The 22925-nt window shown below is 59.4% G+C and carries 26 protein-coding genes; 6 read left to right on the forward strand and 20 right to left on the reverse strand.

The window, feature by feature from the left end; all coding sequences use genetic code 11:
- Window positions 1–40: 40 nt before the first annotated feature.
- The 7 genes from nhaR to rppH all read right to left on the reverse strand — a co-directional run bounded on the left by nhaR (window position 41) and on the right by rppH (window position 7344).
- Window positions 41–973: a transcriptional activator NhaR gene (nhaR, locus tag WIR04_RS17620; protein WP_005332358.1), complete on the reverse strand. Its 933-nt coding sequence runs from the start codon at window positions 971–973 to the stop codon at window positions 41–43.
- On the reverse strand, window positions 960–1340 hold the full coding sequence (locus tag WIR04_RS17625) for a hypothetical protein (RefSeq protein WP_193353991.1): 381 nt from the start codon (window positions 1338–1340) through the stop codon (window positions 960–962). Before WIR04_RS17625 ends, nhaR begins: the two co-directional genes overlap by 14 nt.
- A 20-nt stretch (window positions 1341–1360) precedes the next feature.
- Complete coding sequence (gene nhaA / locus WIR04_RS17630; RefSeq protein ID WP_025325704.1) at window positions 1361–2551, reverse strand: Na+/H+ antiporter NhaA; 1191 nt, start codon at window positions 2549–2551, stop codon at window positions 1361–1363.
- A gap of 286 nt (window positions 2552–2837) precedes the next feature.
- A complete protein-coding gene (thyA, locus tag WIR04_RS17635; protein ID WP_025325703.1) occupies window positions 2838–3632 on the reverse strand; it encodes a thymidylate synthase in 795 nt (264 codons plus the stop codon).
- Window positions 3629–4456 (reverse strand): prolipoprotein diacylglyceryl transferase, encoded by an 828-nt coding sequence (gene lgt, locus WIR04_RS17640; RefSeq protein ID WP_338888658.1) that lies wholly within the window; start codon window positions 4454–4456, stop codon window positions 3629–3631. The genes thyA and lgt overlap by 4 nt, the downstream gene beginning before the upstream one ends.
- A 67-nt stretch (window positions 4457–4523) precedes the next feature.
- Entirely contained in the window at window positions 4524–6803 is a 2280-nt protein-coding gene (ptsP, locus tag WIR04_RS17645; protein ID WP_025325701.1) for a phosphoenolpyruvate--protein phosphotransferase, read from the reverse strand.
- A 13-nt stretch (window positions 6804–6816) separates the two neighbouring features.
- Window positions 6817–7344 (reverse strand): RNA pyrophosphohydrolase, encoded by a 528-nt coding sequence (gene rppH, locus WIR04_RS17650; RefSeq protein WP_025325700.1) that lies wholly within the window; start codon window positions 7342–7344, stop codon window positions 6817–6819.
- Window positions 7345–8079: 735 nt separating this feature from the next.
- Between rppH and mutH the strand changes: the two genes are divergently transcribed.
- Both mutH and WIR04_RS17660 read left to right on the forward strand, forming a co-directional pair.
- Entirely contained in the window at window positions 8080–8754 is a 675-nt protein-coding gene (gene mutH, locus WIR04_RS17655) for a DNA mismatch repair endonuclease MutH (RefSeq protein WP_025325699.1), read from the forward strand.
- Between the two features lie 83 nt (window positions 8755–8837).
- Window positions 8838–9167, forward strand: a complete 330-nt coding sequence (locus tag WIR04_RS17660) for an isoamylase early set domain-containing protein (protein ID WP_025325698.1) — start codon at window positions 8838–8840, stop codon at window positions 9165–9167.
- Window positions 9168–9260: 93 nt separating this feature from the next.
- On the opposite strand, the gene rplS is transcribed toward WIR04_RS17660, so the two are convergent.
- The 5 genes from rplS to ffh all read right to left on the reverse strand — a co-directional run bounded on the left by rplS (window position 9261) and on the right by ffh (window position 12778).
- Window positions 9261–9608, reverse strand: a complete 348-nt coding sequence (gene rplS / locus WIR04_RS17665; protein ID WP_005313505.1) for a 50S ribosomal protein L19 — start codon at window positions 9606–9608, stop codon at window positions 9261–9263.
- Window positions 9609–9640: 32 nt separating this feature from the next.
- Window positions 9641–10390, reverse strand: a complete 750-nt coding sequence (gene trmD, locus WIR04_RS17670) for a tRNA (guanosine(37)-N1)-methyltransferase TrmD (RefSeq protein ID WP_011704631.1) — start codon at window positions 10388–10390, stop codon at window positions 9641–9643.
- 34 nt (window positions 10391–10424) lie between these two features.
- Complete coding sequence (gene rimM, locus WIR04_RS17675) at window positions 10425–10946, reverse strand: ribosome maturation factor RimM (RefSeq protein WP_005332346.1); 522 nt, start codon at window positions 10944–10946, stop codon at window positions 10425–10427.
- Between the two features lie 24 nt (window positions 10947–10970).
- The gene (gene rpsP, locus WIR04_RS17680) at window positions 10971–11219 is read right to left on the reverse strand and encodes a 30S ribosomal protein S16 (protein WP_025325696.1); all 249 of its coding nucleotides are present in this window, start codon (window positions 11217–11219) and stop codon (window positions 10971–10973) included.
- Between the two features lie 179 nt (window positions 11220–11398).
- Window positions 11399–12778, reverse strand: coding sequence for a signal recognition particle protein (ffh, locus tag WIR04_RS17685; RefSeq protein WP_025325695.1), 1380 nt, complete (start codon window positions 12776–12778; stop codon window positions 11399–11401).
- Window positions 12779–13064: 286 nt separating this feature from the next.
- On the opposite strand from ffh, the gene WIR04_RS17690 reads away from it, so the two are divergent.
- Together WIR04_RS17690 and WIR04_RS17695 are read left to right on the forward strand one after the other, a co-directional pair.
- Window positions 13065–13856 carry a cytochrome C assembly family protein gene (locus WIR04_RS17690; protein WP_041204421.1) on the forward strand — a complete coding sequence of 264 codons (792 nt, stop codon included), beginning with the start codon at window positions 13065–13067 and terminating at the stop codon, window positions 13854–13856.
- Window positions 13857–13896: 40 nt separating this feature from the next.
- Window positions 13897–15177 (forward strand): HlyC/CorC family transporter, encoded by a 1281-nt coding sequence (locus WIR04_RS17695; protein WP_338888666.1) that lies wholly within the window; start codon window positions 13897–13899, stop codon window positions 15175–15177.
- 31 nt (window positions 15178–15208) lie between these two features.
- Here WIR04_RS17695 and WIR04_RS17700 read toward each other — a convergent pair whose 3' ends face one another.
- Window positions 15209–15676 carry an Rrf2 family transcriptional regulator gene (locus WIR04_RS17700; protein ID WP_338888668.1) on the reverse strand — a complete coding sequence of 156 codons (468 nt, stop codon included), beginning with the start codon at window positions 15674–15676 and terminating at the stop codon, window positions 15209–15211.
- Between the two features lie 111 nt (window positions 15677–15787).
- Here WIR04_RS17700 and hmpA point away from each other — a divergent pair, with 111 nt between their 5' ends.
- On the forward strand, window positions 15788–16981 hold the full coding sequence (hmpA, locus tag WIR04_RS17705) for an NO-inducible flavohemoprotein (RefSeq protein WP_338888670.1): 1194 nt from the start codon (window positions 15788–15790) through the stop codon (window positions 16979–16981).
- 86 nt (window positions 16982–17067) lie between these two features.
- Here the strand turns inward: hmpA and WIR04_RS17710 are convergent, their stop codons facing one another.
- The 7 genes from WIR04_RS17710 to WIR04_RS17740 form a co-directional block, all read right to left on the reverse strand.
- Entirely contained in the window at window positions 17068–17658 is a 591-nt protein-coding gene (locus WIR04_RS17710) for a flagellar protein MotX (protein ID WP_307766016.1), read from the reverse strand.
- 407 nt (window positions 17659–18065) lie between these two features.
- Window positions 18066–19001 (reverse strand): malate dehydrogenase, encoded by a 936-nt coding sequence (gene mdh, locus WIR04_RS17715; RefSeq protein ID WP_025325689.1) that lies wholly within the window; start codon window positions 18999–19001, stop codon window positions 18066–18068.
- Between the two features lie 242 nt (window positions 19002–19243).
- Complete coding sequence (gene artM / locus WIR04_RS17720; RefSeq protein ID WP_338888673.1) at window positions 19244–19906, reverse strand: arginine ABC transporter permease ArtM; 663 nt, start codon at window positions 19904–19906, stop codon at window positions 19244–19246.
- A 2-nt stretch (window positions 19907–19908) separates the two neighbouring features.
- Window positions 19909–20034, reverse strand: a complete 126-nt coding sequence (locus WIR04_RS17725; RefSeq protein ID WP_338888675.1) for a hypothetical protein — start codon at window positions 20032–20034, stop codon at window positions 19909–19911.
- 2 nt (window positions 20035–20036) lie between these two features.
- Window positions 20037–20687, reverse strand: a complete 651-nt coding sequence (gene artQ, locus WIR04_RS17730; RefSeq protein WP_338888677.1) for an arginine ABC transporter permease ArtQ — start codon at window positions 20685–20687, stop codon at window positions 20037–20039.
- Between the two features lie 3 nt (window positions 20688–20690).
- Entirely contained in the window at window positions 20691–21428 is a 738-nt protein-coding gene (locus WIR04_RS17735) for a transporter substrate-binding domain-containing protein (protein WP_025325686.1), read from the reverse strand.
- A 24-nt stretch (window positions 21429–21452) separates the two neighbouring features.
- Window positions 21453–22193, reverse strand: coding sequence for an ATP-binding cassette domain-containing protein (locus WIR04_RS17740; RefSeq protein WP_163135598.1), 741 nt, complete (start codon window positions 22191–22193; stop codon window positions 21453–21455).
- A 200-nt stretch (window positions 22194–22393) separates the two neighbouring features.
- Between WIR04_RS17740 and argR the strand changes: the two genes are divergently transcribed.
- The gene (gene argR, locus WIR04_RS17745) at window positions 22394–22864 is read left to right on the forward strand and encodes a transcriptional regulator ArgR (RefSeq protein WP_005308670.1); all 471 of its coding nucleotides are present in this window, start codon (window positions 22394–22396) and stop codon (window positions 22862–22864) included.
- Window positions 22865–22925: the final 61 nt, after the last annotated feature.

The following is a 22925-nucleotide window of genomic DNA, read 5'->3' on the forward strand; positions in this document are numbered from 1 at the left end:
TCCCCTGCAAGACAGGAATCATACCCCCTGGCCCGTCGATTTAAAATGACAGGGTCGCCGGCTGAATGGTGGTGAAGTCCTCCTGACCGGCAAAGAGGAAGGAGAAATCACTCTCGCACACCCGCTTCACCGCCGGATGCTGGATCATCCGCTCGGCGAAGATGACGTAGTACTCCTCCATCAGATCCTGGGTCTCCCCGATCAGCATCACTTCCTCCCCCTCCAGGATCTCCTCCCTATAGATGGTCGGCGCCATGAAGATGCCCTGATTGAAGAAGCCAAACGCCTTCATCAGGGCCGCATCGTCGAATTCCCCCAGGATGCTGGGAGAGATGCCCTGCTGCTCGAACCACTGGGTCAGCTGGCGCCCCATGGCGGTACGACGGCCAGGAATGAGCAGCTTGCGCTCCTCCAGGCAGGCGGGAAAAGGCTTTTCGGGCAGCGGCGCCTTGCAGAAGAAGCTGACGCCGCAGCCCCCCAGCCGCTTGGAGAGCAGGCCGGCATGCTGGCTGGAGTCCACCGGGCAATCGGAGAGGATCATGTCGAGCTTGTGCTCGCTCAGTTGCTCAAGGAGCAGCTCGTGGGTTGATTCGAAACAGCGCAGATGGATGGAGCCGTCGTTGGGGATGACGGAGAGCAGCACCCGGCTGGCGAGGCGCTTGGAGAGTGCATCGGCGATGCCGACGTCAAACAGGATCTGGCTCTCCTTGCGGTAGTTGACGATATCCAGCATCTCGTAGGAGAGGCTGAACATCTTGTCGGCATAGCGAAACACCAGTTGGCCCAGTTCGGTGGCCTCGAGGGAACGCCCCTTGCGGATCAACAGCTTGCCGCCGAGACGCTGCTCCAGCAGTTTGATCTGACCGGTGACTGTCTGGGGAGTGAGGAACAGGGCTTCCGCCGCCTGGGTGACGGAGCCCTTCTTCTGAGTCATCCAAAAATAGTAGAGGTGGTTGTAATTAAGGTGTGACATCCGATGGGGTTCCCGCGCTGCGCGGGCTCCGGTAGCAGCTGAGTTCAACCGCCAGAATGTCATACATGTCGCTGATCGAGTCAACTTTGTTTGCGCCGAACTGCTCTTGCAGGGTCAGCTTGAGGCGGGCCGGATCCGGCATCCGCTCCCCGCAGTAACGCTTGTTCGACTGCTTGACTCGCTCGCCGGCCCGGCTGCTGAGGGCCCGTTCGGTAAAGGTTTCACCGAATCTGGCCTTGGCCTGCTTGTCCCCCAGCATGAGAGCGCTGTCAACCACCCCATTGAGATAGGCCGAGCAACTGGCCGACATCGCATCCTGCTGGCACTCAGCCAGGCTATTCGCCCAGACTGCCGGGCTCGCCAGCATGACTAACCATCCGAGTCTTCTCATAACCCCTCCGTGCTTTGATTCGCCTCCCGATTGGGCAGCGATATCCGCAGGGCGATAAAACCGATCACAGCCGCCAGGGTGGATCCCACCAGGATCCCGAGGCGTGAGTAGCTGCCGTAGTCCAGTCCGCCATGCTCAAATGCCAGCGATGCGATGAACATCGACATGGTAAAGCCGATGCCACACAGGATGCTGACCGCAAAGATCTGCTTGAAGTTGACGCCGCTCGGCAGCTGGGCGATGCCGAGTTTCACCGACAGCCAGCTGATGGTGAAGATACCGAGGGGTTTGCCGATGAAGAGCCCCAGTATGATGCCCATGGGCACCGGGCTGAGCAGATCCGACAGCTGGATCCCGTCGAGGGAGACCCCGGCGTTGGCAAAGGCAAACAACGGCAGTATCAGGTACGCGCTCCAGGGATGCAGCACATGCTCCAGGTGCTTGAGCGGCGAGGCATAGCGCTTGCCGTTAAGCGGGATCATGAAGCCAACGATGACGCCGGCCAGGGTCGCATGGACGCCCGATTTCAACACTGCCACCCAGAGCACCAGACCCACCAGCATGTAGAGGCCGATCCTGTCCTCACCGCGGCGGTTCATCCACAGCAGAGTGAGGGTCGCCACTATGCCGACCGCCAGTGCGGTCAGCGACAGCTGCTGGGTATAGAAGAGGGCGATGATGATGATGACCCCAAGATCATCCATGATGGCCAGGGCCAGCAGGAATACCTTGAGGCTGGTCGGTACCCGTTTGCCGAGCAGCGCCATCACCCCGAGGGCGAAGGCGATGTCGGTTGCGGCCGGAATGGCCCAGCCGGCCCGGGTCACTTCGTCTTCGTAGTTGAAGAAGGCATAGATGAGCGCAGGGGCCAGCATGCCGCCCACGGCGGCGATGGCCGGGAAGGTGGCCTGCACCCGTGATGAGAGCGCCCCCTCCAGCATCTCACGCTTTACTTCCAGCCCGACCAGCAGGAAGAAGATCGCCATGAAGCCGTCGTTGATCCAGAGCAACAGCGGCTTGTTGATGTCGAGGGCGGCAATGCGCACCTGTACCTGGGTATTGAGGAAACTCTGATAGTGCTCCGCCAGGGCAGAGTTGGCCAGACCGATGGCCACCAGGGCGGCCAGGATCAGAATTATTCCGGAGGCTGACTCCAGTTTGAGAAATCGCTTGAACACATCGCTCATGGTCTAACTATCCATAAAATTGTACTTTTTCAGTCTAGGGGCCGAGTGAGTTAATGAAAAATCGTTTCTAACTGCCAGTAACAACGGAAAAACCGAAGGCAAAACAAATCATGTCTGCTATAAGCACGTTTTTTCCTCGCCTTCCCCCGCCCGCGGAGCATTCGTTTTTTTGCATATTCATTCTATCCAGGCATGAAAAAGGCGCCCGCAGGCGCCTTTCGAACAGATGGAATTGCATAGCGGGAGAGCCCGCCGAGTGCCGCCCGCCATCACGGCGGATACAGGATCAGATGGCGACAGGTGCCTTGATACCCGGATGGGGATCATAACCCTGGATCTCGAAGTCCTCGAACCTGTAGTCGAAGATGGAGTCCGGCTTGCGCTTGATCACCAGCTGCGGCAAGGGACGCGGCTCGCGGGAGAGCTGCAGCGCCGTCTGCTCCATGTGGTTGGAGTAGAGGTGCACGTCGCCACCGGTCCAGACGAAATCGCCCACGGCCAGATCGCACTGCTGGGCCATCATGTGGGTCAGCAGGGCGTAGCTCGCAATATTGAACGGCAGGCCGAGGAAGACGTCGCAACTGCGCTGATAGAGCTGGCAGGAGAGCTTGCCGTCTGCCACGTAGAACTGGAAGAAGGCGTGACAAGGGGCGAGCGCCATCTTGTCCAGCTCACCCACGTTCCAGGCGGAGACTATGATGCGGCGGGAATCCGGGTTGTGCTTGATGTCATCCACCGCCTTCTGGATCTGGTCGATGACGGTGCCATCGGCCGCCGGCCAGGAGCGCCACTGGGCACCGTAGACAGGGCCCAGATCGCCGTGCTCGTCGGCCCACTCGTCCCAGATGCTGACGCCGTGCTCCTTCAGATAGGCGGTGTTGGTGTCGCCATTGAGGAACCACAGCAGCTCGTGAATGATGGAGCGCAGGTGGCACTTCTTGGTGGTCACCAACGGGAAACCTTCCGCCAGATTGAAGCGCATCTGATGACCGAACAGGGAGACGGTCCCCGTGCCGGTGCGATCGGATTTGACGGTGCCTTCATCCAGGATCTTCTGCATAAGGTCGAGATAGGCCCTCATTGTTTTACCTCCTTCGCCGCGTTGCCGAACAGCTGCGGACGCTTGTAGGCAACCCAGATCATCAGGGCGCCGATGATGATCATCGGGGTAGAGAGGATCTGGCCCATGCTGATCTCCTGGAAGTAGAGACCCAGCTGGCTGTCAGGCTGGCGTACGAACTCCACCAAGAAACGGAACAGGCCGTAGAACAGCAGGAACATGCCGGAGATGGCGCCCCGTGGCGGGTTCTTGCGCCAGAACAGGTTCAGGATGATGAAGAGCACCACCCCTTCCAGGGCAAACTGATAGAGCTGGGAGGGGTGACGCGGCTCGGGGCCGGCCTCCGGGAAGATGATGGCCCAGGGCACGTCTGTGACCCGACCCCACAGCTCGCCGTTCATGAAGTTGCCGATGCGCCCGACGCCGAGGCCGAACGGAATGAGCGGCGCCACAAAGTCCGCCACGGTGAAGAAGTGACGCTTGGTCTTGTGCGCAAACCAGATCATGGCGGTGATGACCCCGATCAGGCCGCCGTGGAACGACATACCGCCGGTCCAGATCTTGAACAGGTAGGTAGGATCGGCCAGGAAGAGATCGAAGTTGTAGAACAGCACATAGCCGATACGACCACCCAGGATCACCCCAAGGAAGCCGTAGAACAGCAGGTCGGAGACCTCGTTGCGAGTCCAGCCACTGTTGGGCGCATCGGCGCGGCGGCCTGCAAGCCACATGGCAAAGGCGAAACCAAACAAATACATGAGACCATACCAGCGTACCGATAGTGGTCCCAAACTGAATGCTACGGGATCAATCTGCGAGAAAACCCAATATCCGTCGTGCTGCATGGCGCGGCCCCAGTCATAAGAAAAGCCGCATTCTCCGATCATTCGTCAGCAGGAACAAGACTGAATATCAATCGGGCAGCTTGGTCTTGTGGCCCGCGCGCAGCAAACCGCCCAGACCGTGCTCTTCCAGGTAGCGGGCAAACAGGCCACGGAGCACGTGGGGATTGTCGTGCTTGAGGCCGTCGGCCATCAGCGCCTTCAGCTCGCCGAGATCGGATTGACGCAGCACGTACTTGATGCGGGAGATGTTGTGGGTGTTCATGCTGAAACGGCGATAGCCCATGGCCAGCAGCAGCAGCACACCGACCGGATCCCCGGCCAGCTCGCCACAGACCGAGACCGGCTTCTGGTAGCGATGGGAGGCATCGACCAGCAGTTGCAGGGCGCGGATCACCGCAGGATGGAAGGCGTCATAGATGCTGGCGACCCGGGCGTTGTTGCGATCCACCGCCAGCAGATACTGGGTCAGGTCATTGCTGCCCACCGACCAGAAGTCGATGAGGGGGGCCATCTCCGGCAGGATGTAGAGGGCGGAGGGCACCTCTATCATCACCCCCAGGCTGGGGTAGCGGATCACCGCATCGCGGCTCGCCGCCTCTTCCGACACTTCACGCCAGGCCTGATCCAGCAGCCGGCGGGAAGCCTTGATTTCACTGACGCTGCTGATCATCGGCAGCATGATGGCTAGATTGTCCAGCCCTTCGCTGGCGCGCAGCATGGCCTTGAGCTGCACCAGGAACAACTCGGGGTGATCCAGGGTGAGCCGGATCCCCCGCCAGCCAAGGAAGGGATTTTCCTCCACGATGGGGAAATAGGGCAATTGCTTGTCCCCCCCCACGTCCAGGGTGCGCATGCACACCGGGCGATCCCGATAAGTCTCCAGGATCCCGCGATAGCGCGCCGTCTGCTCCCATTCGGAGGGGAAGCTGTCCTGCAGCATGAAGGGGATCTCGGTGCGATAGAGCCCTACCCCGTCCGCCAGATGGTTGAGGGAGATCTCGGTGTCGGCGCTGAGGCCGGCGTTGAGCAGCAAGGAGACAGGGGTGCCGTCCGCCGTCTCCGAGGGTTGATTGTCGACGCTGCGCACCAGGGTATCGAGCGCCCGCTCCTCGTTGAGCAGTTGCCGGTACTCGGTCAGGATCACCTGATTGGGCTCGATGAAGAGATCACCGCTGTAGCCATCGATGACCAGGGTGCGCCCGCCTATGTCACCCAGGGGCAGATCCACCCCCATGATGGCCGCCACCCCCATGGCGCGGGCCAGGATGGCGGCATGGGAGTTGGTTCCCCCCTTGAGCGACACCACGCCGCTCAGAAACTCCCGCGGGATCTCGGCGAGTATGGTGGCGGTCACCTCGTCGGCAACCAGTACCACCGGCTCCCCTATGGTGAGCTGCTCGGGTTCGTCCTGCACCAGCCGGCTGATGAGCCGCTGGGCGATGTCTTTCACATCGGTGGAGCGCTCCCGCAGGTAGGGATCCTTCATCCCCTTGAACTGCTCGATCAGCCGATCGCTGATGATCTTGACCGCGGAGATGGCGGTCCAGTGCTCCTTGCTGACCTTGTTGCGGATGGGCTTGATGTAGCCAGGATCGTTCAGCAGGTGCAGATAGATGTCGAAGATGGCGACCGAATCCTGGCTGTAGCTCTCGCGAAAGCGCAGCGCCAGGCTCTCCAGATCATGGCGTACCTCTTCCACCGCAAGCTCCAGCCGGGCCAGCTGCTTGCCGTGGTCCTCGTCCTTGCGCGGGGTGATGCTGTTGAGCGCCTTGCGGGGGCGCCACACCCAGGCCTTGGCGATGGCGATGCCGCTGGCACCGGCGATGCCGCGCAGTGGCTTGCTCCAGTCGGTCTTCTGCAGCCACCCCTTGGCCTGGGCCTGGGCGATGCGGGCCGCCAGCTGCGCCGCCAGGGTGACCATGAAGGACTCTTCCCCTTCATCGAAGAGGCGACTCTCTTTCTGCTGCACTACCAGAATGCCCACCACCTGGCGCTGGTGCATGATGGGGGCGCCGAGGAAGGAGCGAAACGCCTCTTCCGCGACATCGGGCAGGAACTTGAAACTGGGATGGGAGGGCGCATCGGCCAGGTTGATCAGCTCTTCCCGCTGACCCACCAGACCGACTATGCCCTGCTCGAACGGCAAGGTGGCCTTGCCCACCGCCGACTCGGCCAGGCCATCGGTGGCCGCCAGTCGATAGCGGCGCATGTCGGGCTCGGCGACATAAACGGAGCAGCAGTCCACCGTCATGGCGAGCCGGGTCTGGCTCACCAATGCTTGCAAGGCCTGTTCGAGGGTGTTGGCCTCGGCCATGCTCTCGACGATACGTCTGAGTTCCGTCAGCAACTAATTGTGCTCCTTAGCGCGAGCGGTTGCGCCGCCCATCCTTTCGATTAACCTGCACCACCGGCACCGGCATGGCCAGCGGGGCAAACTCCTTCATCACCCGGCGGTAAACTTCCCGCTTGAAGGAGACGACCTGACGAACCGGGTACCAGAAGCTGACCCAACGCCAATCATCAAATTCCGGGTGACCATGACAGCCGAACTGGATCCTGGACTCTTTGCCAGGATCGAGCTGCAACAAAAACCATTTCTGCTTCTGGCCAATACAGACCGGTGAACTGTCCCAGCGAACGAGTCGTTTGGGTAAGCGATACTTCAGCCAGTTGCGACTGGTCGCCAGTATGGTCACATCCTCGGGCTTGAGGCCTATCTCCTCATACAGCTCGCGATACATGGCCTGTTCCGGCGATTCACCATCATCAACTCCCCCCTGCGGAAACTGCCAGGAGTGCTGCCCATAGCGCTTAGCCCACAATACTTGCCCGTCACGGTTACAGATCACGATGCCGACATTGGGACGAAATCCGTCGCCATCTATCACGTGATCACCTTATAAAGGCTGAATCTATAAAGAGATTGTTCCACATTCACCCCGTGGCGGCAAACAGGGACTGTCATCTTCCACTCATGAATAACTTGGCATTTCAAGCAAAGTTATAAACAAACCGGAAGGACAAGCTCCGCAAGTTGCCCACCCAGACTGTGCATAAGCCTGTGATCAAGCGGGTATATACAGTAGTTTTATACTACGACTTCAAATCATGCCGTATCATACCCGATTCATATAAAAACAAAATATTCATTTAAATACATACAGTTAATAATTAAAGACTGGATCAAGATCCATGTCTTTTACGCCCGAGGATCCTGGCTGTCAATTGTGAACAAGTTCGACTGTTCAAAGATCCACCAAGGCTAGTTTATCCACAAGGATGGCGCATTATCTGCACCGATATGGCGAGAAAAATCGGCGTGCTCTCACATTTATTTCTGATGCCGGGCCCTGTATCACCACTTTATGTCAGTTATCCAAGATTTCTGTGGATAACTATGTGCAACAGCCAGGCCAAACCCTTGGACAACTCGCAGCAACCGGGATCCTCCCGTTCTCCAGGCTGGAGAAAATAGTCAAATTCCTTTAAAATCATTGCCATAGATGAAAATTCATAATCCTGCCCCCTCTGTGTATAGCCGGGCAAGGATCGGTTACAAAATCAGCGATCCTCTGTCAGGATCAAACTTGTCCCCCCCCCCTTCTCGCCAACAGGAGCCCCTCATGCCCGCCAACCCACAGTCAGAGCAGGAATTGCTGGCGCGCGCCTACGCCATGGCGGGCTTCACCCTGGCCCAGCTCGCAGCGACGGCCGGCATCCCTGTGCCACGGGATCTCCGGCGGGACAAGGGCTGGATCGGCCAGTTGATCGAGTGGCAGCTGGGCGCCAGCGCGGGCAGCCGGCCGGAGCAGGACTTCCCCGATCTCGGTATAGAGCTCAAGACGATCCCGATCGATCCTCAGGGCAAACCGCTGGAAACTACCTTCGTCTGCGTCGCCCCCCTCATCGGGATCAGCGGCCAGCGCTGGGAGGAGTCCAATGTGCGCAACAAGCTGTCGCGGGTACTCTGGATCCCGGTGGAGGGCAGCCGCACCATCCCCGTCGGTGAGCGCCGGGTCGGCATGCCGTTGCTGTGGAGCCCGAACGAAGAAGAAGACAGGTTGCTGCGTCAGGATTGGGAGGAGCTGATGGACATGATAGTGCTGGGGGAGGTGGAGCAGATCAGCGCCCGCCACGGCCAGGTCATGCAGCTGCGCCCCAAGGCGGCCAACAGCAAGGCACTGACCCGCGCCATCGGCCGCAATGGCCAGCCGATCCAGACACTGCCAAGGGGCTTCTATCTCAAGATTGATTTCACTCACCAGCTGCTTCGGCGTCATTTCGCCCTGCCTGCCTGACGATTGCTATCAACATCCTTGTCATAAAGTGATATAAAAATGAACAGCACTACTTTCTTCGCAGTCAGTGACAAGGAGTCCATATGCCGATCAACAAGCAATTTCTCAAGTCCCGCCCCGAGGTCAAGGTGACCTTCGCAGTGGAAAAAGAGGCCGCGGGCGAGGCCGAACAGGTCTTGCTGCTGGGGGAGTTCAGCCAGTGGCAGCCCATTGAATTGAAAAGAATGAAGAGCGGGGAGTTCAAGGCAACCCTCAACCTTCCCACCGATGGCCCCAGCCATTTCGAGTATTGCTACCAACTGGTGCAGCCGGACGGGGAAACCCGTTATGACAACGATTGGGAAGCGGACGACTACGTGCCCGGCCCCTTCGGACGCGACAACTCTGTGGTGCGGGTCAGCCAGCCTGGCTGAAGCCGGTCTGTGTGAAACGCACATACAAAAAAGGCTCGCCATTGGCGAGCCTTTTCACTACCTGTCGAGAATTCGACACCAATTCGAATCGAATTAGTTGAGCTTCTCTTTGATACGAGCAGCTTTGCCGGACAGGTTGCGCAGGTAGTACAGCTTGGCGCGGCGAACATCACCACGACGCTTCAGTTCTACACTGTGGATCAGCGGAGAGTGAGTCTGGAATACACGCTCAACACCTTCGCCGTTGGAGATCTTGCGAACGGTGAAAGCAGAGTGCAGACCGCGGTTACGCTTGGCAATGACGATGCCTTCGAAAGCCTGCAGACGCTCTTTACCACCTTCTTTAACACGAACTTGAACACGTACGGTGTCGCCCTGGGCAAATGCCGGGATGTCGGTACGCAGTTGCTCTTGTTCAAGCTGCTGAATAATCTTGCTCATTGTCTTTCCTTACCTAGGATAAACTGAAAACTCTACTTAACGCTGTCACGCACTTCGCGGACATACTCGGCAAGAAGTGATTCTTGCTCGTCAGTCAGAGCTAGGTTGTTAATAAGTTCCGGCCTTCTCTGCCAGGTTCGTCCGAGCGACTGCTTGAGACGCCAGCGCCGAATCACTTCGTGATTGCCGCTTGTCAGCGCCTCGGGCACCGCCAATCCATCCAACAACTCCGGCCGAGTGTAGTGGGGATGATCCAGCAGGCCATCCGTGAAGGAGTCCTGCTCGGCACTGGCCTGATCGCCCAAGACCCCGGGGACCAGACGCGAAACCGCATCGATCAGGGTCATGGCAGGCAACTCGCCACCACTTAACACGTAATCCCCGATAGACCACTCTTCGTCGACTTCGGTTTGTATCACGCGTTCATCGATACCTTCGTATCGACCGGCGACCAGAATCAGTTTCTGATTCGTCGCCAACTCGGTTACGCCCGCTTGAGTCAGCTTGCGCCCCTGAGGAGAGAGATAGATGACTTTCGCCCCGTCTCCCGCCGCTTGCTTGGCTGCATGAATCGCATCACGCAGCGGCTGAACCATCATCAGCATCCCAGGCCCACCACCATAAGGACGATCATCGACCGTACGGTGTTTGTCGTGGGTGAAATCCCGAGGGTTCCAGCACTCAATCTGCAGCAGGCCACTCTTGACGGCCCGACCCGTTACCCCGTGCTCGGTAATGGCTCGGAACATTTCCGGGAAGAGGCTGATCACCCCAATCCACATAAGAAACCTCCGGCACCCGTGTTAGCGCGGGAAACTAGAAACCAGGATCCCAATCAACTTCGATTGTTCGAGCAGTCAGATCAATATTCTTGATCACCTGCTCTTCCAGGAACGGGATCAGCCGCTCCTTTGCACCAAAGGCATCTTTTACATTGGCCTCAACCACCAACACATCGTTGGAGCCGGTTTCCATCAATTCGGTCACCTTGCCCAGGTCGTATCCCTTGGTGGTCATCACGGAGCAACCAATCAGGTCACGCCAGTAGAATTCACCTTCAGGCAACGCAGGCAACAGATCGGCGGCTACGCCAATCTCGACATTGGTCAATGCCAGGGCATCCTCGCGCACATCGATACCATCGAGCTTGCAGATCAGACCCTTGTTGTGACGCTTCCAGGCCGAAACCTGAATCTCACGCCACACCCCGTTCTGATTGATCAGCCAGGGGTTGTAATCGAAAATCGCTTCGGCAACATCGGTGAAGGAGTTCACTTTAAGCCAGCCCTTGATGCCGTAGACGGTACCCAGGGTGCCCAGAACTATAGGTTTTTCCACCTTAACTCCTTACCGTTTGGCTGATTAAGCAGCTTTTTTAGCGTCTTTGATCAGCTTGGCAACGCGGTCAGAAACAGCGGCACCAGTAGCAACCCAATGCTCGATACGAGCCAGGTCCAGGTTCAGCTTTTCAGCGTTACCAGCAGCAACCGGGTTGAAGAAACCAACGCGCTCGATGAAGCGACCGTCACGGGCGCAACGGCTGTCAGAAACTACTACCTGGTAGAACGGACGCTTTTTCGCGCCACCACGTTGTAAACGAATGGTTACCATATCGTCCTCATGAACATCTAATGAACAAGGCCTGCAAATACGCAGACCCTAGCTTAAAATAAGCCGCGTAATTCTACTTGGATTCGTAATAATTGCAACCAAGCCTGCTATTTTTTGCGCAGGAGTCGGCATGAAAAAGGCTCACCGCGGTGAGCCTTTTTGCCTGACAAGCAGGAAAATCAGAACGGACCGCGTCCGCCGCCACCGAATCCGGGCGGCAGCATGTTCTTCATCTGGCCCATCATCTTGCGCATGCCGCCCTTGCCGGACATCTTCTTCATCATGCGCTGCATCTCGGTGAACTGCTTGAGCAGCTTGTTGACGTCCTGCACCTGCATGCCGGAACCTGCGGCGATACGGCGCTTGCGGGAGCCCTTGATGAGATCAGGATGGGCGCGCTCCTTGGGCGTCATGGAGCTGATGATGGCCTCCATCCGCACAGTGATCTTGTCATCCATCTGATCTTTCACGTTATCCGGCAGACCGGACATACCGGGCAGCTTGTCGAGCATGCCCATCATGCCGCCCATGTTGCGCATCTGGGCCAACTGCTCGCGGAAATCTTCCAGATCGAAGCCCTTGCCGCTCTTGACCTTGCTGGCCAGCTTGGCGGCTTTTTCCTTGTCGACTGTGCGTTCCACTTCCTCGATAAGCGACAGCACATCGCCCATGCCGAGGATACGGGACGCGAGTCGGTCCGGGTGGAAGGGCTCAAGGGCATCGGTCTTCTCGCCCATACCGATGAACTTGACCGGCTTGCCGGTGATGTGGCGTACCGACAGGGCGGCACCGCCGCGGGCGTCGCCGTCCGCCTTGGTGAGGATGACGCCGGTGAGCGGCAGCGCTTCGTTGAACGCCTTGGCGGTATTGGCGGCATCCTGACCTGTCATGGCATCCACCACAAACAGGGTCTCGACCGGCTTGATGGTGGCGTGAAGATCCTGGATCTCCGCCATCATCTCGGTGTCCACGTGCAGACGACCGGCGGTATCGACGATCACCACGTCATAGAATTTCTTGCGTGCCTGATCGATGGCGGCGGTGGCGATCGCCACCGGCTTCTGGGTCACATCGCTCGGGAAGAAATCGACCGCGATGTCGTTGGCCAGAGTCTCGAGCTGCTTGATCGCCGCGGGGCGATAGACGTCGGCACTGACGACCAGCACCTTCTTCTTGTGGCGCTCTTTGAGCAGCTTGGCGAGTTTGCCCACAGTCGTGGTCTTACCGGCCCCCTGCAGACCCGCCATCAGGATGATGGCCGGCGGCTGGGCGGCCAGATTGAGCTGCTCGTTCGCCTCCCCCATGACGGAGACCAGCTCGCCATGCACTATCTTGATGAATGCCTGGCCCGGGCTGAGGGACTTGGCCACTTCCTGGCCGACGGCACGCTCTTTCACGCGGGCAACGAAGTCACGCACCACCGGCAGGGCCACGTCCGCCTCGAGCAGCGCCATGCGCACTTCACGCAAGGTATCCTTGATGTTCTCTTCGGTCAGCCGGCCACGGCCACTGACATTGCGCAGGGTGCGCGAGAGTCGTTCAGTCAAATTCTCAAACATGACGCATTCCGATTCTTGGCGTAACAATGGGGGCATTATACCCCAGTCAGCACTGTGAGGACGATTACTCACCGCTTGCGGCGGTGACCCGCCATCGAATGAGCGGGTGTAACAAATGGAGGGCATTATACCCCAGTCAACGCCGGAGGACGATTATTCGCCGCACGGGGCCGTCAGCTGCTACTTATATATGGGCAGTTAGCCCCTGGCACAACTGGCGAGCATATCTTGTGCAAGGTATACTGCCCCTCTTATCCATAAAAGCTTGTTCGACAACGACCTGGTTATGATCGTGATCTCTGTTCTGGCCCTGGCGTTTTACCTGCTGGCCATCATCGCCTCTCTGCACCTGCTGCTCAGCGCCAAGCCCGTCGGGCAGGTGTCGCTGTTTGCCTGTGTCGGCCTGGCCCTGACCGCCCATGGCGTGGCGGTGGGAAGCGAGGTGCTGGCCACCCATTCCGGCCAGAATCTCAGCATGTTGAACGTCGCGTCCCTGGTCAGCCTCATCATCAGCTGCTTCATGACCTGCGTCACCCGCCGTTTCAACGGCTGGATCCTGCTGCCCGTGGTCTACAGTTTCTCGGCCTTGCTGCTCGCCGCCAGCGCCCTCATACCGGGTCGCTACATCACCCATCTGGAAGCTCATCCCCAACTGCTGCTGCACATAGGGCTCGCCTTGATGGCCTATTCGGTGCTGATGATCGCCTGCCTCTTTGCGCTCCAGCTTGCCTGTCTGGATCGACAGCTGAAGTCCAGAAAGATAAGCCATCTGCCCGCCATGCCGCCCCTGATGACGGTGGAGAAACGGCTGTTCCAGCTCATCTCCGCGGGCCTCTTGCTGCTGACGCTCTCCATCGCCTCGGGTCTGTTCTTTCTGGAAGACATGTTCGCCCAGGGCAAATCCCACAAGGCCATCCTCTCGATCCTGGCCTGGTGCGTCTATGCCTTGCTGCTGTGGGGTCACCACACCCGTGGCTGGCGTGGTCGAAAGGTCATCATGCTGAGCCTCATCGGCAGTGTCATCCTGACCCTGGCCTACTTTGGCAGCCGCTTCGTCAAGGAAGTCTTGCTGAGCTGACGGTTCAGCCACCCCAAAACCATCCCAACAGGAGCCCTTCTTGGACAGTATCTCAACGAGCACATTACTGATTGTTCTCGTTATCTTGATTGTTTTGTCAGCCTTCTTCTCCAGTTCTGAAACCGGTCTGATGTCCCTCAACCGCTACAAGTTGCGGCATCTGGCCCAAACCAAGCACAAGGCGGCCCGTCGGGTCGAAAAGCTGCTGGCCCGACCGGACCGCCTGCTTGGCCTCATCCTCATCGGCAACAACCTGGTCAACATCCTGGCCTCCGCCATCGCCACCATAGTCTGCATCCGGCTGTTCGGGGACATCGGCGTCGCCGTTGCCACCTTTGGCCTCACCCTGGTGGTGCTGATATTCGGGGAAGTCACCCCCAAGACACTGGCGGCCATGTTCCCCGAACGCATCGCCTACCCCGCCTCCTGGGTCCTCAAGGGGCTGATGGTGCCCTTCGCCCCCCTGGTCTGGCTCATCAACAGCATCACCAACCTCTTGCTCAAGTTGCTGCGACTGGAACATCGCAAGGATGACTCCCTCAACACCGAAGAGCTGCGCACCATCGTCAACGAGGCGGGCAGCCTCATCCCCCAGCGCCATCAGGAGATGCTGATCAGCATTCTGGATCTGGACAAGATGACGGTGGAGAACATCATGGTGCCGCGCAGCGAGATCTCTGCCATCGACATCAATGACGACTGGAAGAGCATATTGCGCCAGCTGGCTCACTGCGCTCACACCAAAATCCTGCTCTATCGCGACAACATCGACGACGTTGTCGGATTTTTACACTCTCGTGACGCCCTCAGGCTGGTCGCCAGGGACCAGTTCAGCAAGTCCAGCCTGCTGCGGGAAGTCGATCCCATCTATTTCATTCCACAGGGCACGCCGCTCAACGTGCAGCTGGCCAAGTTCCAGCGCAACAAGGAGAGGATCGGGCTGATTGTCGACGAGTATGGCGATATTCAGGGGCTGATCACCCTGGATGACATCCTGGAAGAGATAGTGGGCGACTTCACCACCTCCATGGCACCGGCACCGAGCGACGAGATCCACCCCCAGCCGGACGGCTCCTTCCTGGTGGAAGGCTCCGCCAGCATCCGCGAGCTGAACAAGGAGATGCACTGGCACCTGCCCATTGACGGCCCGCGCACCCTCAATGGGGTGATCCTGGAGTACCTGGAGGAGATCCCCCAGCCCAACATCAGCGTCAGGCTGGCGGGTTATCCCATCGAGATCCTCGAAGTCGAGAACAACATGGTGAAGATGGCCAGGATCATGCCACACCTCTACCGTAACGAGTCAGGTTACGAGGATTGAAAAAAGGCTGCCGATGGCAGCCTTTTTCGTCTCACTCGCCCTCGTCATCCGGCTCCAGCACCAGGGTCGGGATGAGCTCGCCGAACACCTGCTGCAGCTCGTCACGGTTGGCCAGCAGGTCTTGCAGCGTGTAGCCGTCCATCACCGCCAGGAAGGCGTTCATCGCCTCCTTCAAGGCACTCTTGAGCAGACAGACAGAAACGATGTGGCACACCGGCGAGTTGCAGTCGATGCCGTCCAGGTTGCCTTCCAGCGCCCGGATCACCTGGCCTATGTTCACGCTCTCAGGGGAACAGGCCATGCGGATCCCGCCATTCTTGCCACGCTGGGACTGCAGATAACCCAGCTTCACCAGCTGGTTCACCACCTTCACCATGTGATTGCGAGAGACGTCATACAAGGCAGACACCTTGGCCACGCTCGACAATTCCCCCTCCGGCAAGGTGGCCAGATAGAGCAGGGCTCTCAATCCAAAATCGGTATAGCTTGTTAGTCTCATAGTGCCTGTGGCGCATAGCGCAAAGAATTGATGATTGATCCAGATCAATTAAACATTTAGGATGCAACTTATTAAGTGACATTCCAGATGTTCAATTAGAAAGGACCTCCTATGTTAGACCAAGCCACCATCGCCGTCATCAAGAGCACCATTCCTTTGCTCGAATCGGCGGGGCCTGCCCTCACCCAGCACTTCTACCAGCGCATGTTCAACCACAACCCCGAGCTGAAGGATGTGTTCAACCTGGCCCATCAGCGCAGTGGCGGTCAGCCCCTTGCGCTGTTCAGTGCCGTGGCGGCCTATGCCAGGAATATCGACAACCTGGGGGCCCTGACCGGAGCCGTGGAACGCATCGCCCACAAGCACACGGGTTTCCTGATCCAGCCGGAACAATATCACATTGTGGGTAGTCATCTCTTGGCCACGCTCAAAGAAATGGGTGGCAGTGCGGTGACTGACGAGGTGCTGGAAGCCTGGGGCAAGGCCTATGGCGTGCTGGCCGACATCTTCATCGGTCGGGAGGGCCAGCTCTACCGGGAGAAGGCGAGCGAGCTCGGTGGCTGGCAAGGGGCCCGCCCCTTCCTCATCAAGGAGAAGCGCCAGGAGAGCGAGCTTGTCACCTCCTTCATGCTGGTGCCCGTCGACGGCAAACCCGTGCTGCGCTTCAAGCCTGGACAATATATCAGCATCAGGCTCAATCACCCGTCCCTGGAGCATCAGGAGATCCGTCAATACTCTCTCTCCGATGCCCCCAATGGCCGCGACTACCGCATCAGCGTCAAGCGCGAGCCTCAGGGCCAGGCCTCCAATCTGCTGCATGACAAACTTCACGTCGGTGACGAGGTGGCGCTGATGCCGCCGGCGGGGGACTTCTTCCTGCAGACCGAGACGGCCACCCCGGTGGTGCTGCTCTCCGCCGGTGTGGGCCTGACCCCCATGCTGAGCATGCTCAACCAGTTGCTGGCCGAACAAGCGGGAACTGAAATCCGCTGGCTCCATGCCTGCGAGCATGGCGCCCAGCACGCCTTCAAGGAAGATATCCAGACCAAGAGCCGCCAGCACGCCAGCCTGCAGAGCCGGGTCTGGTACAGGACGCCTGCCGAGCAGGACCTGCAGGGGAAGGACTACGACTTCAGCGGCACCATGGCGCTGGAACAGGTCACGGACCTCATCCCGGCCAAGGCCCACTACTACTTCTGCGGCCCTCTGGGTTTCATGAAAGCGATCAAGGCCCAGTTGCTGGCCCTGGGCATCCCCGCAGACAGAATGCACTACGAGGTATTCGGCCCCCATCAGGATCTCTGATCCCGCCTCCTGACCGGAGAAATGCACAAGGCCCACTAACACAGGTTCGTGGGCCTTGTCGTATCCAGTGACCTGGCCTGCCGGGCTTAGTGCATCGCCTTGGCGCGGGCGATGGCATTGGCAGGCATACGATTGCCGAGCCGGCTCAGCAGACTCGCGGCCTTCTGGTGGGTCGCCTTGTCACCGATGACGGCACCGTGCAGCCAGTGGTAGGCCTCTTCGTAATCCAGCGGACTGCCCATGCCCTGCAGCAGCATCTCGACCCACTCTATCTGGGCCCGCTGGAAACCCAGGCTGGCGGCCTCCCGCATCAGGGTCTCGGCCCGTACCAGATCCTTCTGGACCAGGATGCCTTTCCAGTAATAGCGCCCCAGCTGCTCCAGTGCCGGGGCCAGGCCCTGATTGGCCGCCTCCCACATGTATTGCACCCCGACCTGGGCGTCCGGCTTGATGCAGACGCCCCAGGCCAGCATGTCCCCCCACAGGAACTGATAGGCCGGGATCTTCATCACAGAGGCGCGCGCCTCTATGTCCTGGGTCAGCTGGCACCTGTCCTGCTTCACCCGGGTCAGATGACGTCCCTGCTCTATCCAGTTGAGCAGCTCGTCCTGGCGATAGAGCGGCACCGCCTGCAGATCTCCGGTGACCAGGGAGCCAGGGTTCACCGCCTTGGGCAGCGGTGCAGCCGCCGGGGCCGATGTCACTGGGGCAGGTGCGGCAAGGGTCGACAGCACAGGGGCCGGATCAGTCGCCGGCACAGCGGCTGAGGGTACAGCTGCGGTGGCCGGTAGGGTCGCTGACGCAACCGGCACTGGCGCTGGGGCGGTCGATGGCATGGCCGCCGAGGGTGCCGGGACGGAGGCAGCCGCCACCGACTGGGTTTGCGTGGCTGCCGATACCGGCTCGGCCCCCTGCAAGGGGAGGCTGCACAGACCGACGAGGCCGACGAGGGTACTGGGTTTCATCATAGGGATCTCCTGCTGCCCTCTTTATCGGCAGCCGGGTCCATCTCCTTAGTCCGTCACACCAAACCCCGGAAATGACAAAGGGGAGCCTGGGCTCCCCTCATGATCGACGCTGCGGCTTACTTGACGAAGTCGACACCCAGCTGGATATCGGCCTTCAGGGTAGCCAGCATGCTGTCCATGGACTCTTGCTCGAAGGCACTCAGCTTGCCGTAGTCCAGCACGCTCTCGACACCGTTCTTGCCCAGCAGTACCGGCTGCGCGAAGAAGGTGGCGTGCTCGCCATTGCCTTCCACATAGGCGCACTCGATGACGTTGGCTTCGCCCTGCAGACCCTTGATGAGGGACAGACCGAAACGGCAGGCCGCCTGACCCATGGAGAGAGTGGCAGAACCGCCACCGGCCTTGGCTTCCACCACTTCGGTACCGGCATTCTGGATACGCTTGGTCATGGCAGCCGCTTCTTCCGCGGTGAAGCTGGCCCCTTCGATCTGGGACAGCAGCGGCAGAATGGTCACGCCACTGTGGCCACCGATCACGTTGACGCGGATCTTGTCGATGTTCAGGCCCTTGGCCTCGGCCACGAAGGTCTCGCCACGGATGACGTCCAGGGTGGTGACGCCGAACAGGCGACGCTTGTCATAGACACCGGCCTTTTTCAGCACTTCGGCGGCAATGGCGACCGTGGTGTTGACCGGGTTGGTGATGATGCCGATCAGTGCCTTGGGGCAGGAGACGGCACACTTCTCCACCAGGTTCTTGACGATACCGGCGTTGATGTTGAACAGATCGGAACGATCCATGCCGGGCTTGCGTGCCACGCCGGCCGAGATCAGCACGACATCGGCGCCGACCAGAGCAGGGCTCGGATCTTCACCGCAGAAACCTTTTACTTTCACGTCAGTCGGGATATGGCTCAGGTCCGCCGCCACGCCCGGAGTGACCGGGGCAATGTCATACAGGCTCAACTCGGAACCGGCAGGCAGGCGATTTTTCAACAGCAGAGCAAGGGCTTGGCCGATGCCACCGGCGGCACCCAGAACGGCAACTTTCATGATCAACTCCATGTCTAAGCGTAGGTTTAAGGTTGTTTCTAGTTGGGTTAACGCTATTTCTTATTGTGCGCCTCACCTTAAAGGATCCCCTGCTAAAAAACAATCTGATAACAGTTGTAATCACGGGTTCTGTGAGCCAGGGAACAGGCGGCGACGAAAGCGGAGAGGAATATGCGATAAATGGGAGGAAAGACACAGATTTCCTGTGCTTCCCCCACCATTAAGAGGTAAATACGACTGCTTCAGGACTGGAATGCCAGTGCTCGCTTCTCGTACCAGCGGAAACCAATTGTTAACAATCCATTCATGGTCAGGTAGAGACCCCCGGCCACGGTGAACACCGCCAGGGTGTCATAGGTCTGGGCGTTGAGACGCTGGGCCAACCCCATGATGTCCATGATGGTGATGGTGCTGGCGAGGGAACTGCCCTTGAGCACCAGGATCACCTCGTTGGAGTAGGCTGGCACCAGCCGACGGGCGGCGTGACGCGCCTTCATCCACAGGGTCTGGCCGGCCGAGAAACCGAGCGCCCGGCAGGCTTCCACCTCGCCGGCGGGGATGGCATCTAGCGCCCCCTTGAACAGCCGGGTGGAGTAGGCTGCGGTGTTGAAACCGAGCGCCAGCACGGCGCAGAACCAGGGCTGCTTGAGCAGCGGCCAGAGCGGCCCGGCCTTGAGCCATTCAAACTGACCCGGCCCGTAGTAGATGAGGAAGATCTGGATGAGCAGCGGCGTGCCGGTAAAGACCAGTACCCAGAGCTGCACCAGCTGGGTCGCCACCGGAATGCGGCGCTCCAGCACCCAGGTCATACCAGCCGCCATCAGCACGCCGAGCAGCAGGCTGAAGGCGGTGAGCTGCAGGGTAATCGCCAGCCCACCCAGCAGGGTCATCAGGTAATCCTGCATGATCAGCCTCCGTAACGGCGGGTAGAAGGAGCAGCCTGCTTGAACCCGCAGTCACTCAGCTGACTCAAGACGGTCGGTTGCAGGGTGATAACAAATCCCCACAGCAGGGTCATCAGATAGTCCTGCATGATCAGCCTCCGTAACGACGGGTATAGCGAGCCGCCTGCTTCAAGCCAAATTCACTCACCAGGCTGATGGCCAGGTAGATGAGGGCTGCCGCGGCATACCAGGTGAAGGGTTCATAGGTGCTGGCAGAGGCCATCTGGGCCTGGCGCATCATCTCGTTTACCCCGATGAGGGAGACCAATGCGGTATCCTTGAGCAGCACCAGCCACTGGTTGCCCAGCCCCGGCAGGGCATGGCGCCAGGCCTGGGGCAGCACGATGCGAAAGAAGATGTGGCTCTTGCCGAGACCGAGCGCCAGCGCCGCCAGCCGCTGCCCGGCGGGCACCGCATTAAGGGCGGCCCGCAGAGTCTGGGTGGCATAACTGGCGAACAGCAGAGAGAGCGCCAGCACGCCGCAGGCGAAGGGGCTGAACTCCACATACTCCCCGGTGATGAGGAACAGAACCTGGGTCGAGCCGAAGTAGATGAACAGCACCACCAGCAGCTCGGGCAAACCACGAATGAGCGTGGTCAGCGTGGCCACAGGCCACACCAGCCAACTGCGCTTGCTGAGCTCGGCGGCGCTGAACGCCAGCGCAAGTGTCATGCCCCCGACCAGTGATGCCAAGGCCAGCCCCAGGGTCATCCAGGCTGCATCCAACAACAGGCTCAACATGGCTTACTGCGCGAAGTACTTGTCATAGATCTTCTGATAGGTGCCGTTGGCCTTGATCTCGGCCAGCCCCTTGTTCAGCTGAGTCAGCAGCTCCTGGTTGCCCTTGGCCACAGCGATGCCAAAGCCGGTACCGAAGTACTTGGCGTCGGTCACCGGCGTGCCGATGACAGCGTACTCCTTGTGCTGCTTGAGCCAGTCGGCGGCGACGGCGGTGTCGGCGAAGACACCGTCGGTGCGACCGTTCATCATGTCGAGGAAGGCGCTCTGGTAACTGGCGTAGGGCACGGTCAGCAGACCCTTGCTCACCCAGTTGTCCACCAGGTAGGACTGGTGGGAGGTGCCGTTCTGCACGCCGACCGTCTTGTCCACCAGCTCTTCAGGCCCCTTGAAGGCGCCCTTCTTGGCCACGAATACCGCCGAGTTCTCGTAATAGATGTCGGAGAAGTCGACCTGGGCGGCCCGCTCCGGGGTCACGTCCATGGCGGCGATGACGGCGTCATAGCGACGGAACTTGAGGCTGGGGATCAGGCTGTCGAAGGCCTGGTTGTGGAAGCTGCACTCCAGCTTGGCCTGCTCGCAGACGGCGCGGGCCAGATCGATGTCAAAGCCCTGGAACTCGTTCTTGTCATCCAGGTATTCGAACGGCGCATAGGTGGCCTCGGTGGCGAACTTGATCTCCTTTGCCAGCACGGAGGTGCTCAGCAGACCCATGGCGGCAACCAGCAACAGACTCTTTTTCATGACAGCTTCCTTATCGATTCAGTATCAATGCATCAAGAATTCGGCAAACCGGCTGGTTTGCGGAGATTGGAAGATGGCGGCGGTGCCGGATTCGATGATCCGCCCCTTCTCCAGATAAATCACCTGACTGGCCACCTTGCGGGCGAACTCCACCTCGTGGGTCACCACCACCTGGGTGATGCCGGTCTGGCTCAGGGTGCGGATGATCTCCGCCACCTCTTTGGTTATTTCGGGATCGAGGGCCGCGGTCGGTTCATCGAACAGCAGCACCTGGGGATCCATCATCAGGGTTCTGGCAATGGCCACCCGCTGCTGCTGACCACCGGAGAGGCGCGCAGGCCAGGCATCCCGCTTGTCGGCCAGCTGCAACTGGGCCAACAGGTAGGCGCCCTTCTCGATGGCGGCCTCGCGGCTCATGCCCAGCACCTTGACGGGGGCTTCAATCAAGTTCTCCATCACGGTGAGATGAGGCCACAGATTGTACTGCTGGAACACCATGCCCACCTTGCGGCGCAAGGCCTGGGCCTGACGGTTGAATTCCGCGGCAGAGAGGCTGGACGGGAAAGAAAATTCACTGTCCGCAATGCGCAGCACACCCGCATCCGGGGTATCCAGCAGGTTCATCATCCGCAGCAGCGAACTCTTGCCCGCACCGCTCGGGCCCAGCAATACCAAGGTCTCGCCGGGTGCGGTCCGGAAGCTGACCTGTTGCAGTACCGGCACCTTGTGCCAGGATTTTTCGATGCCGATTAATTCGATACCCATACAGCCCAATTGAATAAGTTTTCAAAATTTCGTCCTGATTCTAGCGCCAGCATAAGTTGATGCAAGCTATATTTGAATCAATATGCAGAACAAGCGCCGCTTCCTTGCCAAAACAGGCATATGAATGCAAAATAGCAGCGCTGTTCGTATCTGCCGCCTGAGCGTGACAGGCGGTCACCTCCCTCATTCGTGAGTCCAAGATGAAACATAACGACAAGCAAGAAAAACTGGCCAAGGCCTTTAAAGCCTTGCTGAAAGAGGAGCGCTTTGGCTCCCAGGCAGAGATAGTCACTGCCCTGCAAGAGATGGGCTTTGAGAACATCAACCAGTCCAAGGTCTCGCGCATGCTGAGCCGCTTCGGCGCCGTCCGCACCCGCAATGCCAAGATGGAGATGGTCTACTGCCTGCCGGTGGAGCTGGGTGTGCCCACCACCTCCAGCCCGCTCAAGAACCTGGTACTGGATGTCGACCACAACGGTGCCCTGGTGGTGATCCACACCAGCCCGGGGGCGGCCCAGCTCATCGCCCGTCTGCTCGACTCCCTCGGCAAGGCCGAAGGTATCCTCGGCACCATCGCCGGTGATGACACCATCTTCATCACCCCGACCAGCGACACCGACATCGAAGAGCTCTACCTCTCCGCACTCGAGCTGTTCGAACAGACCCCCTGATCGGGTCGCGATCGCGCCACCCGAACGAAAAATCCCGGCCAAGGCCGGGATTTTTGTTTCT

This window comes from Aeromonas rivipollensis (genome assembly GCF_037811135.1).
Taxonomy (GTDB): Bacteria; Pseudomonadota; Gammaproteobacteria; order Enterobacterales; family Aeromonadaceae; genus Aeromonas; species Aeromonas rivipollensis.

Excerpts from the sequence above, each read along its gene's own strand:
- nhaR (WP_005332358.1), bottom strand. The coding sequence starts at position 973 with ATGTCACACCTTAATTACAACCACCTCTACTATTTTTGGATGACTCAG.
- WIR04_RS17625 (WP_193353991.1), bottom strand. The coding sequence starts at position 1,340 with ATGCTGGCGAGCCCGGCAGTCTGGGCGAATAGCCTGGCTGAGTGCCAG.
- nhaA (WP_025325704.1), bottom strand. The coding sequence starts at position 2,551 with ATGAGCGATGTGTTCAAGCGATTTCTCAAACTGGAGTCAGCCTCCGGA.
- thyA (WP_025325703.1), bottom strand. The coding sequence starts at position 3,632 with ATGAGGGCCTATCTCGACCTTATGCAGAAGATCCTGGATGAAGGCACC.
- lgt (WP_338888658.1), bottom strand. The coding sequence starts at position 4,456 with ATGCAGCACGACGGATATTGGGTTTTCTCGCAGATTGATCCCGTAGCA.
- mutH (WP_025325699.1), top strand. The coding sequence starts at position 8,080 with ATGCCCGCCAACCCACAGTCAGAGCAGGAATTGCTGGCGCGCGCCTAC.
- WIR04_RS17660 (WP_025325698.1), top strand. The coding sequence starts at position 8,838 with ATGCCGATCAACAAGCAATTTCTCAAGTCCCGCCCCGAGGTCAAGGTG.
- rplS (WP_005313505.1), bottom strand. The coding sequence starts at position 9,608 with ATGAGCAAGATTATTCAGCAGCTTGAACAAGAGCAACTGCGTACCGAC.
- trmD (WP_011704631.1), bottom strand. The coding sequence starts at position 10,390 with ATGTGGATTGGGGTGATCAGCCTCTTCCCGGAAATGTTCCGAGCCATT.
- rpsP (WP_025325696.1), bottom strand. The coding sequence starts at position 11,219 with ATGGTAACCATTCGTTTACAACGTGGTGGCGCGAAAAAGCGTCCGTTC.
- ffh (WP_025325695.1), bottom strand. The coding sequence starts at position 12,778 with ATGTTTGAGAATTTGACTGAACGACTCTCGCGCACCCTGCGCAATGTC.
- WIR04_RS17690 (WP_041204421.1), top strand. The coding sequence starts at position 13,065 with ATGATCGTGATCTCTGTTCTGGCCCTGGCGTTTTACCTGCTGGCCATC.
- WIR04_RS17700 (WP_338888668.1), bottom strand. The coding sequence starts at position 15,676 with ATGAGACTAACAAGCTATACCGATTTTGGATTGAGAGCCCTGCTCTAT.
- hmpA (WP_338888670.1), top strand. The coding sequence starts at position 15,788 with ATGTTAGACCAAGCCACCATCGCCGTCATCAAGAGCACCATTCCTTTG.
- mdh (WP_025325689.1), bottom strand. The coding sequence starts at position 19,001 with ATGAAAGTTGCCGTTCTGGGTGCCGCCGGTGGCATCGGCCAAGCCCTT.
- artM (WP_338888673.1), bottom strand. The coding sequence starts at position 19,906 with ATGCAGGATTACCTGATGACCCTGCTGGGTGGGCTGGCGATTACCCTG.
- WIR04_RS17725 (WP_338888675.1), bottom strand. The coding sequence starts at position 20,034 with ATGCAGGACTATCTGATGACCCTGCTGTGGGGATTTGTTATCACCCTG.
- artQ (WP_338888677.1), bottom strand. The coding sequence starts at position 20,687 with ATGTTGAGCCTGTTGTTGGATGCAGCCTGGATGACCCTGGGGCTGGCC.
- WIR04_RS17735 (WP_025325686.1), bottom strand. The coding sequence starts at position 21,428 with ATGAAAAAGAGTCTGTTGCTGGTTGCCGCCATGGGTCTGCTGAGCACC.
- WIR04_RS17740 (WP_163135598.1), bottom strand. The coding sequence starts at position 22,193 with ATGGGTATCGAATTAATCGGCATCGAAAAATCCTGGCACAAGGTGCCG.
- argR (WP_005308670.1), top strand. The coding sequence starts at position 22,394 with ATGAAACATAACGACAAGCAAGAAAAACTGGCCAAGGCCTTTAAAGCC.